11 protein-coding genes are annotated in these 13,558 nt (G+C 43.9%); 10 read left to right on the top strand and 1 reads right to left on the bottom strand.

Annotated features, from left to right (window positions below):
• Positions 1 to 13 precede the first annotated feature (13 nt).
• The 7 genes from GC101_RS01150 to GC101_RS01120 all read left to right on the top strand — a co-directional run bounded on the left by GC101_RS01150 (position 14) and on the right by GC101_RS01120 (position 9,186).
• Positions 14 to 1,294 carry an ABC transporter substrate-binding protein gene (locus GC101_RS01150; RefSeq protein WP_171715769.1) on the top strand — a complete coding sequence of 427 codons (1,281 nt, stop codon included), beginning with the start codon at positions 14 to 16 and terminating at the stop codon, positions 1,292 to 1,294.
• A gap of 179 nt (positions 1,295 to 1,473) precedes the next feature.
• Entirely contained in the window at positions 1,474 to 2,817 is a 1,344-nt protein-coding gene (locus GC101_RS01145) for an ABC transporter substrate-binding protein (protein WP_171715768.1), read from the top strand.
• A gap of 80 nt (positions 2,818 to 2,897) precedes the next feature.
• Positions 2,898 to 3,770: a carbohydrate ABC transporter permease gene (locus GC101_RS01140; protein WP_171715767.1), complete on the top strand. Its 873-nt coding sequence runs from the start codon at positions 2,898 to 2,900 to the stop codon at positions 3,768 to 3,770.
• Positions 3,767 to 4,597, top strand: coding sequence for a carbohydrate ABC transporter permease (locus GC101_RS01135; RefSeq protein ID WP_171715766.1), 831 nt, complete (start codon positions 3,767 to 3,769; stop codon positions 4,595 to 4,597). Before GC101_RS01140 ends, GC101_RS01135 begins: the two co-directional genes overlap by 4 nt.
• 40 nt (positions 4,598 to 4,637) lie before the next feature.
• The gene (locus tag GC101_RS01130; protein ID WP_171715765.1) at positions 4,638 to 7,337 is read left to right on the top strand and encodes an alpha-L-rhamnosidase; all 2,700 of its coding nucleotides are present in this window, start codon (positions 4,638 to 4,640) and stop codon (positions 7,335 to 7,337) included.
• A 397-nt stretch (positions 7,338 to 7,734) separates the two neighbouring features.
• Positions 7,735 to 8,202, top strand: a complete 468-nt coding sequence (locus GC101_RS01125) for a MarR family winged helix-turn-helix transcriptional regulator (RefSeq protein ID WP_246354106.1) — start codon at positions 7,735 to 7,737, stop codon at positions 8,200 to 8,202.
• Between the two features lie 45 nt (positions 8,203 to 8,247).
• Complete coding sequence (locus GC101_RS01120; protein ID WP_171715763.1) at positions 8,248 to 9,186, top strand: NADP-dependent oxidoreductase; 939 nt, start codon at positions 8,248 to 8,250, stop codon at positions 9,184 to 9,186.
• A gap of 151 nt (positions 9,187 to 9,337) precedes the next feature.
• Here GC101_RS01120 and GC101_RS01115 read toward each other — a convergent pair whose 3' ends face one another.
• Positions 9,338 to 9,706 (bottom strand): winged helix-turn-helix transcriptional regulator, encoded by a 369-nt coding sequence (locus GC101_RS01115; RefSeq protein ID WP_171715762.1) that lies wholly within the window; start codon positions 9,704 to 9,706, stop codon positions 9,338 to 9,340.
• 217 nt (positions 9,707 to 9,923) lie between these two features.
• Between GC101_RS01115 and GC101_RS01110 the strand changes: the two genes are divergently transcribed.
• From GC101_RS01110 to GC101_RS01100, 3 genes are all read left to right on the top strand, one after another.
• Positions 9,924 to 10,892 (top strand): NAD(P)H-dependent flavin oxidoreductase, encoded by a 969-nt coding sequence (locus GC101_RS01110; RefSeq protein WP_171715761.1) that lies wholly within the window; start codon positions 9,924 to 9,926, stop codon positions 10,890 to 10,892.
• A 102-nt stretch (positions 10,893 to 10,994) separates the two neighbouring features.
• Positions 10,995 to 11,420, top strand: coding sequence for a MarR family winged helix-turn-helix transcriptional regulator (locus GC101_RS01105; RefSeq protein ID WP_171715760.1), 426 nt, complete (start codon positions 10,995 to 10,997; stop codon positions 11,418 to 11,420).
• Between the two features lie 752 nt (positions 11,421 to 12,172).
• Positions 12,173 to 13,531, top strand: a complete 1,359-nt coding sequence (locus GC101_RS01100; protein ID WP_246354105.1) for a glycoside hydrolase family 28 protein — start codon at positions 12,173 to 12,175, stop codon at positions 13,529 to 13,531.
• Positions 13,532 to 13,558 lie beyond the last annotated feature (27 nt).

The raw sequence follows: 13,558 nt of genomic DNA, 5'->3' as shown, positions 1-13,558 counted from the left end.
GTGAGGGTATGCCATGCGGAACAGAATAGTCACTTCTCTGGCTCTGATCACTATCGCCTGCCTATCCTTGCTGTTGATAGTGAGAGCATTAAATACAGATAAAGCTACAATTTCGGATCCGGAAAAGGGTCGGATTACTCTGAAAATGGTCCATTGGATCGGAACAGAGGCCGGCCCCGTGGTGAGCGAGATCAATGAGAGATTTCATCAAGCATATCCTAATATTACTATTCAAGTCGAATATGCTCCTGTCGATCAATACCAGAGCCTAATCCGCAGTCGTTTTGTTGCTGGAGGCGCCCCAGATCTCCTTGGTATATTTCCTGGAACATGGAAGGACCCTTTCACACAAGCTGGGTACCTAATGAACTTAAGCGGGAGTAAGTGGGAATCCAGACTTCAGGATGATGCGCTGAAAATTATGAAAACAGGCGATAAGCTTTACGCTATGCCTATTAACCGTAATGTTATAGGAGTAATGTATGACAAGAAACTATTTCGCTTAAAAGGCTTCACTATTCCAAAGTCTTGGGATGAGTTTCTAGGCTTATGTGAGAAGATTAAGCTCAATGGAATTACTCCGATCGCGCTAGGCATCAAAGATCAATGGGTCACTCAGATAATTCCATTCTCTATGGCCGCCTCTGCCATTTACCCCAAACAACCCGACTTCGATAAGGAACTGTATGAAGGCAAAGCTTCATTCAGCAACTCATCATGGAAGCAAATATTAACGGATTATGTCAAATTGGATCAAAAGGAATACTTCAATAAAAACTATTTAGCTACAACATATGATCAAATGGTACAAATGTTGGCTACAGGCCAAGCTGCGATGATGATTATGGGCAATTGGTCTCTTGGCCCGATCAAATTGACAAATCCCCTAGCTGAGATTGGTATTTTTCCGTTGCCTTATGTGGAAAAGGATCAAACGATAGGATTGTCTTCTGGCGTCAGTATCGGTATCGGAATATCTAGCTCAACGCCTTATCCAGAAGAAGCAAAAAAGTATTTAGACTTCTGGAGCCAACCGGAGATTAATGCCCTTTTTCTGGAGAAAACCTACTCCTTCTCTGTATATAAGGATGTACATCCATTACTTTCTCCTGCGCTAATAGAGATTGATACTGCGTTTCGAGGTCCAGTCTTTCCATTTCCAGACCAAAACTGGCCGCCAGGCGTCCAATATACCCTCTTCCAGTCAGTGCAAAACGTTATGGCCAAGGAGAAGGGCCTTACTATTGACGAAGTCGTTAGCGAGTTAGACAGGGTTTTTGTGCAGAATAAATAGTTTGTATACAATTGGAAATTATCATTTATCTTTGACCAACCAGAAATTTCTGGTTGGTTTATTTTTTTTGATGCATTAGAAAATCAACCTAACCAAAAGAGAAAATAACCCGGCAGCCCTCGTTGGAGCCAGACGCTAAACTAAGAATGTAAGAGATAAACTTCTGGGAGGTCATTGCAATGTCTGTAAGAAAAAGAACGTTATTAGGAACGGTCTCACTTGTCACAATGTTATCCCTAGCTCTTGGGGGTTGCGGGAACAGTGGAAGCAATTCATCCAATCAAAGTGCTGGCCCGGACGCAAATTCTAAGCCGGCTGCTCCGAGCACTTCGACAGTCGAGGACGACAAGCCGGTTACGCTTAAGATGCTTCACTTTATGGAAGCAGAAGCAGGTCCGACGCTGAAAGAAGTTAATAAACGGTTTCATGAGAAATATCCGAACATTAAGATCGAATACGAGAACGCCCCCGTCGATCAATATCAAACATTAATTCGGACAAGGTTTGCTTCGGGTGATGCTCCCGATCTTCTAGGTGTATTTCCAGGAACATGGAAGGAACAGTTCGTCCAATCGGGTTACTTGATGGATCTGTCCGACCGGCCTTGGGTTGCCCGTTTGCAGGAGGGTGCCAAAAATATGGAGAGCCAGGACGGAAAGGTCTACGCGTTACCACTGGATCAGAATGCGATCGGTGTTATATATAACAAGAAGATCTTCTCGGATCTTAGCTTGTCCATTCCTCAGAATTGGGACGAATTCCTTGCACTATGCGATAATCTCAAGGCAGAGAAGATTACACCGCTTGCGATTGGAAATAAAGATTTGTGGGTCACACAACTGATTCCTTATGCCATGGCCCCTACAGCAATCTATCGCGACAATCCGAATTTTGATCAGGAGATGTATGATGGAAAAGCTGTATTTGCCGACTCGACATGGACGAAAATGATGCAAGACTACGTAATGCTTGATCAGAAAGGTTATTTTAACAAAGGGGTCTTAGGAACAAGCTACGATCAAATGGTTCAATTAATGGCAACAGGCAAAGCCGGCATGATGGTTATGGGCAGTTGGGCGTTGTCAGCAGTTCTGGCTGTAAATCCGGACGTAGATCTGGGTATGTTCCCTTTGCCATACGCTGCAGAAGGTGAGAAAGTTCTTGTATCCTCAGCAATCGCGCTTGGCATAGGCGCTTATGCCAAGACAGAACATCCGGAAGAGGTTAAGAAATACATTGATTTCTGGGCCGAACCGGAGAATAACGAATTGTTGCTTAAGCAAGCACAAGCTTTCCCTGTCTTCACGGATGTAAACCCGGACCTTGGAGCAACGCTGAAGGAGCTTCTTCCTTATCTGAATGTAGGAACATATAGCTTCCTTGACCAAAATTGGCCACAGGGTGTTCAAGAAAAGATGTTCACCGGAATTCAAAGTGTTCTGATTGATGGGGGCAAGACCTACTCGATCGATGACATGCTCAAAGATATGGATAAAGTGTTCTTAGAAAAGATGAACCAGTAAGACATCGCATAAGAAAATAATGCGGATGGGAGGGAAAACAAATTCCCTTCTTATCCTCATATGAAATAGAGGGATTGAGGATGAAGAAACCAGGATTACAGCTCATGTTTATGATGCCCGCATTCATTATTTTTAGCATGTTTATCGTAATTCCGATGATAAGCAGTTTTTATTTCAGTTTAACAGACTGGAACGGCTTGAATCCGCACTTTAATTTTATCGGTTTAAAGAACTACCGGAATTTAATTCGTGATACCGAAGTTTGGATTGCTTTAAAAAATACAGTTATATTTGCTCTTCTGGTGACGATTCTGCAGAACGTTTTGTCGCTGGGGCTCGCCATGCTGGTAGATGGAACAGGTTGGATTACCCGCTTCTTACGGGTATTTTACCTCATCCCGGCTTTATTAAGCGCTCTTGCGATTGGATTTATCTGGAGCTATATGTATAATCCCGTGTTCGGCGTAATTAATTTGGCATTGGAAAATATCGGACTCAGCTCATGGACGCAGGATTGGCTAGGAGACCCCAAGTGGTCCATGTTAAGCGTTGTCTTCACAAATATTTGGCAATGGGCTGGACTTTCACTGGTCATCTATTTAGCAGGGCTTCAAGCAATTCCTAGTGATCTATATGAGGCAGCGGATATAGATGGCGCCAATCGATGGCATCAATTCAAACATATTACATTTCCGCTTATCGCTCCGGCGTTTACCGTTAATATTCTAATCTCAATTATCGGAAGCTTTAAGGTATTTGATATTATTTTTGTGATGACTAAGGGAGGACCAGGAACAGCTACTGAGTCACTCGCAATTCTTTTATATAAAAAAGCGTTTAATTACAATGAGATGGGATATGGAACTGCAATCGCTATTGTTATGTTCTTTATCATTCTCTTGATTTCAGTCATTCAGCTTAGATTTCTCCGCAGAAGGGAGATTGAGGCATGATGAAAGGAAATTCTGTTTTTCATAGCATATCTAGCCTAGTATTAGTTGTATGGGGACTCATTGTCGCTCTGCCGCTTACAATTTTGATTACAGTCACCGTCAAGTCACCTCAGGATCTCCTAAAGTCTCCGTTTGCACTTCCGGAAAAATGGATGTGGAGCAATTTCGCGGAGGCATGGAAAACGGCGAATTTATTGACGGCTTTTGGAAATAGCCTCATTATTGCGGTATTCTCTCTGTTTGGCGTCGTATTGGTTAGCGCATTTGCTGCATATCCGATAGCAAGAGCCAAGTCCAAAATGGTCAATGCCTTTTACTTTTATTTCATATCTGGAATTATGATTCCGTTCCAACTAAGCATGATACCACTCTACAAGTTGCTCAAGATTCTACACTTAATCAATACTCACCAAGGTGTAATATTCATTTACATTGCCATGACGATTCCGTTCTCGATTTTTCTATATACGGGCTTCCTCAAAGGAATACCGAAAGAACTTGAAGAATCGGCGCTGATTGATGGTTGTGGGCCCACAAGAACCTTCCTCACAATTGTGCTTCCGCTTTTAAAGCCAGTCACTGCTTCAATCGTTATTACGAATAGCCTCACAATCTGGAATGATTTTCTTGTACCTCTACTGTTTTTGCAAGCAAGAGAGAAACGTACAATTCCTATCTCGATTTTTACTTTTACCGGACAATACAACAATAACTGGGCCATGATATTTTCGGCTATTGTACTAGGAACATTGCCGCTTTTGATTACATTCCTGCTGTTGCAGAAACATTTTATTAAAGGAATTGTGGGTGGAGCAGTTAAGGGGTAGATTGCTAGCTCAAAAAGAAGGTAAAGGAGAAAATAAAAAATTGAGTGATACTTTAACGAAACTACTACATCTTCAAGTCGAACATCATTCAGGAAATACATTGGGGCTCGATACAAGTACTCCTCGGCTCTCGTGGCAATATGACAGAGTGGTGCCAAATGACGCAAAAGTAGTAATTCAAATAACACGTAACATGCCTGGGGTTCCTGCGATAACTGAAATGGCGGAGGTTGATGCTGGACAAAACTATCTGCATCCGTGGCGATTTGCAGAACTCAGATCACGTGAACAAGTGACTGTTAAAGCAAAGTTAGTGTCAGCGAATAAATCATCCGACTGGTCGGAATTATTGAAATTTGAAATTTGCTTGTTGTGGCCCTTTGAGAAGGAAGCGGCATTTGTTGGACCTTCTTGGTTTGAGGGAGAGACGGATCATCGTCATCTACCTCTAGTTCGTACTGAATTTAAGCTTAAAGAGGCCCCTATTTATGCACGATTATACCTTTCTGCATTAGGATTAGTTGAAGCTGAAGTAAATGGAAACAAAGTCGGTAGGGATATTCTTACCCCTGGATGGACCTGCTATGATCATCGAATTGAGTGTTGGACGTACGATATAACTGAGGAATTACATGCAGGACAAAATGCTTTGGGGTTTTGGCTTGGCGATGGATGGTACCGTGGGCGAATTGGCTTCAAGGGCGGTAAAGCCAACATATACGGTGACCAGATTGGTGTTTTTGCACAAATTGAGATCACACACCTCGATGGTACAACGGAGTCGATTTATTCCAACTCGTGGGACGGACTTTGGAAAACATCTCTAGGACCCATTCTGCACTCAGATATATGCGAAGGTGAGACATACGATGCCCGCTTAGAAAAAAGCGGTTGGTCAAAAGCGGGTTTTGATGATAGCAATTGGTTTCCGGTTGCTGAGATTCCTTTTGAGAATGAAAAAATTCAATTTCCTAAAATCTCTCCGGTTCGAGAAACGGGTACCCATCCAATTTCTTTCATAAAAAAAATTAGCGAGAACGAGGAAGGGAAAACTATTTGGTTACTTGACTTTGGGCAAAATTGTACACAAAGGTTGAGGCTACATTTGAACGGCTTTCGATCGGGTGATACAGTCACTGTCAAGCATGCTGAAGTATTAAACCCTGACGGAACTCTTGCTATACATCCGCTCCGCCGTGGAAAACAGACTGATACATTTATTTCCAATGGACAGGATGCTTTTTGGGAACCAAGGTTTGCTATTCACGGGTTCCGATATGCCGAAATAGCCGGCTGGAATGGTTATCTTTTGGCCGAAGGAGTTGAATGCCGGGTTTATCATACCGATATGGAACTAACTGGTTGGTTCAAGTCTTCGAATAAGTTGGTCAACCGGCTCCACGAAAACGTGCTATGGTCGATGAAATCCAATTTTGTATCAATTCCCACTGACTGTCCGCAACGTGACGAACGGCTCGGCTGGACAGGGGACATTGCCCTTTTTGCTCCAACAGCAGCGTATTTGTACGACGTATCCAGTTTTCTGTCACATTGGCTGGAAGACGTGCGATATGAGCAGCAGCGTATTGGTACCGTACCTTTTTACGTGCCGTATGTACGTCTGGCTGAATGGTCGACACCGCAGGCTATTGCGATTTGGGGCGACTCGGCTGTATTTGTCCCATGGGCCATTTACATGTCCAACGGTGATAAAAATTTGCTGAAAGAACACTATTCTTTAGCTAAAGCATGGGTCGATGAAGTTAGGACATATTTGTCTGAAGACGGAGTCTGGGATCGTAAACCACAATATGTTCTGGGTCAGTTAGGGGATTGGCTGGATCCCTTGGCGCCGATAGATGATCCAACACTTGCCATTACTGAGAAGGAATTAGTAGCGACTGCCTTTTTTGCTCAAAGCTGTAGCTTGTTGTCATCAATGGCGCAGGAGCTAAATGAAGATTTCGACAAAGACACTTACCGGCAGCTATCTGAACATGTCAATATAGGGTTTGTGCAGCGTTTTGTTCAAAAAAATGGACTCATGACGTCCGATTCACAGTGCGCATATGCATTGGCTATCGCTTTTGGGCTTTTAGATGATCAGCAGAAGCTAAAAGAGCTTGCCGGCGAGCGCTTAGCTGAACTAGTTCGTGAGTCGGACGGCAAGATTAGTACCGGTTTTGCTGGGACACCCTATGTGCTGCCGGCGCTTACAGAAACAGGACATTTAAAAGAAGCCTATCAACTCTTTTTAAATGAGAAATGTCCGGGCTGGCTGTATCAAATAAAAATGGGTGGTACTACTACTTGGGAACGTTGGGATTCGTTACTTCCGGACGGTACGGTAAATCCCGGAGTTATGACTTCATTCAATCACTATTCACTCGGTTCGGTGGCCAATTGGATGCATGCTACAATCGGTGGTTTAAAGCCCTTAACCCCCGGCTGGACTACTTTCGAAGTAAATCCACAGCCAGGGGGCGGAATTACCAGTGCTCAGACAGCCCACCAGACACCGTTTGGACGCGCTGGCGTTGCTTGGGAGTTGGATAAAGACACGATAAAGATCAAGTTAACTGTTCCGTTTGGGACAACTGCACATGTCAAAATACTGGGTCAAACTGAAGTGGTTAAATTAAAAGGTGGTAATTATCTTTTAGAAACTACTTATTCAAAGGATGGTTCATGCACCAACGAGGTCTTTGTCACTTCAAGTGGGGATACAATTTTGAATTAGCGATGGAAGCCTAGCAGTTATTTGATGACTAAATTCGCATCTGCTGAGAAATTGCAGATGCGAACTTTAAACGAAATCCATAAATACGTAATCCAGAGTTGAAAGAAATACTATAATACGGGACAGCTTGAAGACGACCAAAATAAATTGGTCCAAATTCAATGCAGGTGAAAAGAAGGGGGCAGAAGGAATAAAGCAATTGGACAAAGCCGGAATCCTTATTGATAAGTATAAAAGTAAATATATCAAATAAATAATTTAATAAACAGAACCCTTAGAGCACTTTAAGGGTTCTGTTTTTAATTTGTCTGATTGAATTTATGTTGACGGCAACATATTTAAATGTTACTGTAGGTGTGCATATATGTTGACGACCACATAAAAGGAGATGACTTTATTGAAGCCTAGTGACAAGAGCGAAACCATTGAGGATGAAATCAGCGCAGTCACGCATTTCCCCGTGAATTTCTCGATCTTCAGTCTGGCTCGTTCCCATCACCGAATTGCGGGACAACTGCTTCGGGAAGCAGGCTTATACCCGGGCCAGGAACTGGTGCTGATGCAATTATGGCACCGGGACAGTCAATCGCAGAATGATCTCACAAAATCGTTGCGGCTTGATCACTCTACCATAGCGAAGTCCGTACGCCGTTTGGAAACTTCGGGTCTCGTCAGCTGCAACCGTTCCGAAGTGGATAAACGGGTAACCATAGTATCACTCACCCAAGAAGGGCGCGATATAGAAACCAGAGTCGATCAGGCTTGGCGCAAGCTGGAGGAGATTACAACGGAACATCTGAGTGCTGAAGAAAAAGTTCAGTTTGCAGTTTTGGCCAAAAAAATAGCCGCAAATCTTGAAAAATAAATGGAAGTAAACCAAACCATTAATCATATAGGAGGAGAGATAAACATGTCGAATAAATCTATGCAAGCTGTTCAGGTCAACGAATACGGGGATCCAAATGTTTTGAGGTTAGGCACCATTGATCGCCCTCAACCGCAAGCGGATGAAGTCCTGGTTCGCATCGTGTATGCTACGGTCATTCCGCTTGATTTTAAAATTCGTAAGGGTTGGCTTCAAAATGTGTTTCCTGTAACCTTTCCCTATATCCCTGGTTTCTACGCTTCAGGAGTTGTCGAAGAGGTGGGGCAAACGGTAACGGAATTTAAGCCCGGAGACCGAGTTTTTGGCGGCATCAAAGGCGCTTATGCAGAATATGGGGTTGCGAAGGAACAAGAATTAATGGCGATGCCGGAAAATCTCACTTTTGAGGATGCTGCAACGATCAAAGCAGGAGCAGAAAGCGCCTGGAAAGCCTTGTTCACTGAAGGTGAGCTCCAGTCCGGGCAAACCCTTCTCCTCCATGCGGCAGCAGGGGGTGTTGGACAGTTTGCAGTTCAGTTGGCTAAATGGAAAGGGGCAACCGTGATCGCAACGGCTTCATCCTCAAACGTGGACTTCGTAAAATCGTTGGGGGCTGATCAGGTCATCGATTATACCACAACAAAATTTGAAGATATCGTAAAGGACGTAGATCTGGTAGTTGATTCCGTTGGCGGCGAGACAGAATCGAGATCCTGGCAGGTTCTAAAAAAAGACGGAATCCTGGTTTCTTTAACTCAAGATCCCTCCCAAGAAAACGCTGAAAAATATGGCGTTACAGCTAAGTTCAATACCAAATTCCCTAACCGGGAAGACTTGCAGCATCTAACGAAATTAATAGCCGAAGGTATGATTAAAGCGGAGATTGATTCCATATTCCCGTTAAGCCAAGCGGATCAAGCACTGGAGAAGAGCGAAGCCAGACATGGACGGGGAAGAATTTTGCTGAAAATCAGTTCCATCTAACAAACCCCGGCCGGTCCTAATTATGAGCAGATCAAAACACCTTCAAGAGAATGGAACCCTGTCCAGTCGTAAGAAAGGGAGATAATCTTGGAGGTGTTTGGTTTGGATTGCGCGATTTTATGTACTGGCTGAATAGGGGGAGCCTTTACCCTTATCCTTCATCTAATTCAGGCTTCTCGCCATATTCGTTACCGAATTCCTCCATCTTCTTTAGGACAGGCAGCAGCTTATTTCCTTTCTCTGTCAGCGAATATTCGACCCGTGGGGGAACTTCAGGATACACATCGCGCAGAATAATTCCGTCGTCCTCCAGCTCCTTGAGCTGCTTGGTGAGCGAGCCTTGCGACAAGCCTCCCAGGAATTTTTTGATCTCGGTAAACCGGCGTCTTTCCCCTTCCAGATACCAGATAATGAAGTATTTCCATCGCCCCGAAAGTACATTTTGCGTAAAGGCTATTGCGTACATATCTCTTTTTTCATCAATAAACTCTTTTTCAAATCCTTCATTACATACCCGCATGATATCGCTCCCAGTCTAAAAGTACAAAAATATGTACTACGTTCATTTAAATTGCCTTCTTCGCAAATAAAACGTATGGACTTATGATATTGCCATGGCTGCTAACGGATACAAATATTATTAGCAAGCTAATGATTATTGTAGCATAACCCGTAGAGGAGACCAATTATGCTATACAGTATTGCGACTATATGGTGCTAAAGAGAGGATAATATTAATGAACAATCGTGTAGCAGAGATTCTTGGAATTGAAAAACCCATTTTACAAGGACCAATGAGTTGGATTACGAATGCTGAATTTGTTGCTGCCGTGAGTAATGCGGGGGGGTTAGGGATTCTTGGTCCTAATGCCGGCCAAACGACAATAACAACCTCACCGGAGGAAACCGCGGAACGTATGCGCCGTGAGATCCGGAAGACAAAGGAACTGACGGATAAACCATTTGGTACAACTTTAATCACTGATGCAGATATGAAGTTTACTTGGCCCATTTTGGAAGTTGTCATTGAAGAAGGTGTGCAAGTTATTCTTCTTAATGGTGTTGAAGGAACGCTAACTGAAAAAATAATCACCCCACTAAAGGAAGCAGGCATTAAGATTGTTTACCGTCCTTTAACTCCAACGATCGAAGATGCAAAGTCTGCTCAAGCTATGGGTGTTGATGTTTATGTTGCTACCGGGTTTGATGAGGGTGGAACATTGCCGACAAGTATTATTGGTACGTTTACAATAACGCCTATAATCGTTGATGTGCTTGATATTCCAGTGATCGCTGCTGGTGGAATAGGTGATGCTCGCGGTGTTGCAAGTGCCTTTGAGTTAGGGGCAGAAGGTGTCTTTTTAGGAAGCCGTTTTATTCCTACTGTTGAAAACCCCGCAGCACAATCAGTAAAGCAAAGGATAGTGGATTCATCTGCAGCAGATTTGTTGTTGTACCGTACTTTACCAGCTTACTACCGTTCGTTGCCTACACCGTTTGCTGAAAAATTGGTGGCTATGGATAACCAGGGCGCATCTCGTGAAGAAATTGCTAGGGTAGGAGGTAGCTCTAGTGTAATTCGTATCGGTATGCTTGAAGGTATCGGCGAAGGTGGTATTATCACTGTGGGTACTGGAATTACGCCGATCACAAAGATCCAAACTGTACAAGAAGTGGTTGATGAGCTGGCAGCTGGTATCAAGTAAAATATAGGCCATCCACGTAAAGCTCCGTTCACCGGTAGACACCTCAATTTCACCATGTTATAGTTAGTTCGCTAAAAATACTTTACAAGTTGAGGGTAAACTATGAATGATACAGTGGATTGTGATATCCGTCAGTCGCTAGACCGGATTTCTTCGCAAATGCGCCGGGATTACAGTGAATCTCTAAGAGAACTTAACCTTTATGTTGGCCAGGATAATTTGCTGTATCGCTTGTGGTTAGGCGATGGGATTACACAAATGCAAATAAGTGAACATCTGAAATGTGAGCCGCCTACGGTTACCAATATGGTTAAGTCACTGGAGCAAAACGGATTTATATACCGCAAGCGTGATGAACAAGATGCAAGGGTTATGCGAATTTTTTTAACTGATAAGGGAAAAGAGTTAGAACAACCAATCGAAGTCAAGTGGAAGCAGCAGCAAGAGAAATTACTGAAATCAATTTTACCCGAAGAGCGCTTACTGTTAAGACGGCTTTTGAAGGAAATGGAGAGTAACTTATGCTAAGTTCTCTCTTGCTCATATTTAGCATGCTAACTAATATAGGGAGAAATCAAGCTTCAGAAATGAATTTTCAATTCGAATAATGAATTATTTTGTCCTAGCGCGGACGAGACCGGGAAAATAAGGTCTCGTCTTTTTTATTGAAAACTATGTCCATTAACATCACCGAACCACCATCTGTCCGGCAAGAAGAGAAGGAATAGTGTATTTCTGAAGCAACGGAGAGGCCATCAGCTGCCATTAAGCCTGTTGGTCTCTTTTTTATGAGTTCCCGTGCTGACGCACCGGCTGCCGGTCAGGTGAAGGTATGACAAAATATAAACATTTCAGGTGAATTTGCAGAAACTTTTAATACACGCTCGGGAATACAATTAAGCGATATGAGGAGCATCAATTTAGCATAATGGGAACGGAGGTAGAACTTGAAGCAGATTCTTTCAACGGAGACAACTATCCGAACGGCTTCTCGCAGGGACGAACGATGCGTGGTGCGGAAACAACATCTCTGTTCCATTATGACGGCCAGGTAGTGGAAGTGAAGTTTTCACGATCACATCCATGTACGCAGCGGCCCCCTTAAACACGGAACTCTCAGATGGCTTGCCGAAGGTGCAGATGACCGATCCGTTCCAAGCGGCCGCATTCTTCCTGGAGAAATAGCGGTCAATAGCAATATCCATACCAATTAAGACGGAGAAGCACTTATCACGAAGCTTGAATAATGATCGTTTTCATCAAGATAATTGGAGGAGCGAATGATGAAGGATAGTTTTGATCCGAAAGAATATGGCGCTGTGGCCGACGGCATTGCCGTGGATACGGCAGCAATCCAGAAAGCGATTGATGTTTGCTTTGAGGCGGGTGGCGGAACCGTGGTGCTTGCGGGCGGTACATTTGTCTCGGGAACCATTTTCCTGAAATCCAATGTGTATTTACAGGTGAACCCGTCTGCTGTGCTGCTGGCCAATCCGGATATCAGTGACTACCCGGACGGAACGCATTATAACCGTTACATCAATGAACAGGATATGGATAAATGCTTTATTTATGCCGAGAATGCGGTGAATATTGGGGTAATCGGCCAAGGTGAAATAAACGGCAATGCGGAGAGCTTCCCGAATGAGGGCAGCATTTATCGTCCGATGATGATGCGGTTTCTGCGCTGTACGAACATTCAGGTCAAGGGACTGCGGCTCTATAATTCAACGGCATGGACAACGGCTTTTTTGGACAGTGAGAATATATGGTGCGAGGATTTGGACATTCGTAATGACAGAAAATATAACGGGGACGGCCTCGATTATGATGGTTGTACAAATGTGTTTATCTCGAATTGCAAAATACTAGGTACCGACGACAATCTTTGTTTACAAGCCAGCAGCAAAGAGTATCCGATGAAGAATGTGCATATTGTCAATTGTCATTTCACTTCTATCTGCGCCGGAATCCGCATCGGGCTGAAATCTGTAGGCGATATCTCTGCTGTCACCATCCACAACTGTACATTTGAGAATGTATGGCGTGAAGGAATCAAGCTGGAGTGCACAGAAGGCGGCAGCATTACCGATATTGTAGCACAGGGCCTGGTCATGCGGAATGTAACCCGTCCGGTCTTCATGATCCTGAACAACCGGCTGGACGTAATCGGTTCTTCGGTCGGTCTTGAGGTTATACCGGAAATCGGGACCATGGAGCGGATTACGCTGGCGGATATTACGGCGACGGACGACGAGGAGATGCAGCATACCCACTACCGTTTCACTGACGATGTAATGGGCTCTCCATCCTTCAACGGAATCCGGATTGATGCCTGCGACAGTTATCCCATCCGCGATGTAACCTTAAGGAATATTACGTATACCTTTATTGGAGGCGTTGATAAAGAAGACATCCCCCCGGCTTATCCCAAGGTATGGGACATGCGGTATAACCATCCGGAACAAGTATCCGAGAACTATTATCCAACCTGGAGCCGGGCGGCGTTTATGGATATCCGTAATGTGGAGCGGCTGACACTGGAAGGGATAAAGCTTCACGCTATTAATAAAGATACAAGAGCGCCGTATATTATCGAGAACTGCACGGTCTTTAAGCAAGAAATAGTGGAGTACTAATGTTACTAATCATTAACTACAACATCG

It is taken from the genome of Paenibacillus phytohabitans (assembly GCF_013141775.1).
GTDB lineage: Bacteria > Bacillota > Bacilli > Paenibacillales > Paenibacillaceae > Paenibacillus_AQ > Paenibacillus_AQ phytohabitans.
This window is presented reverse-complemented; position numbering and strand designations above follow the sequence as displayed.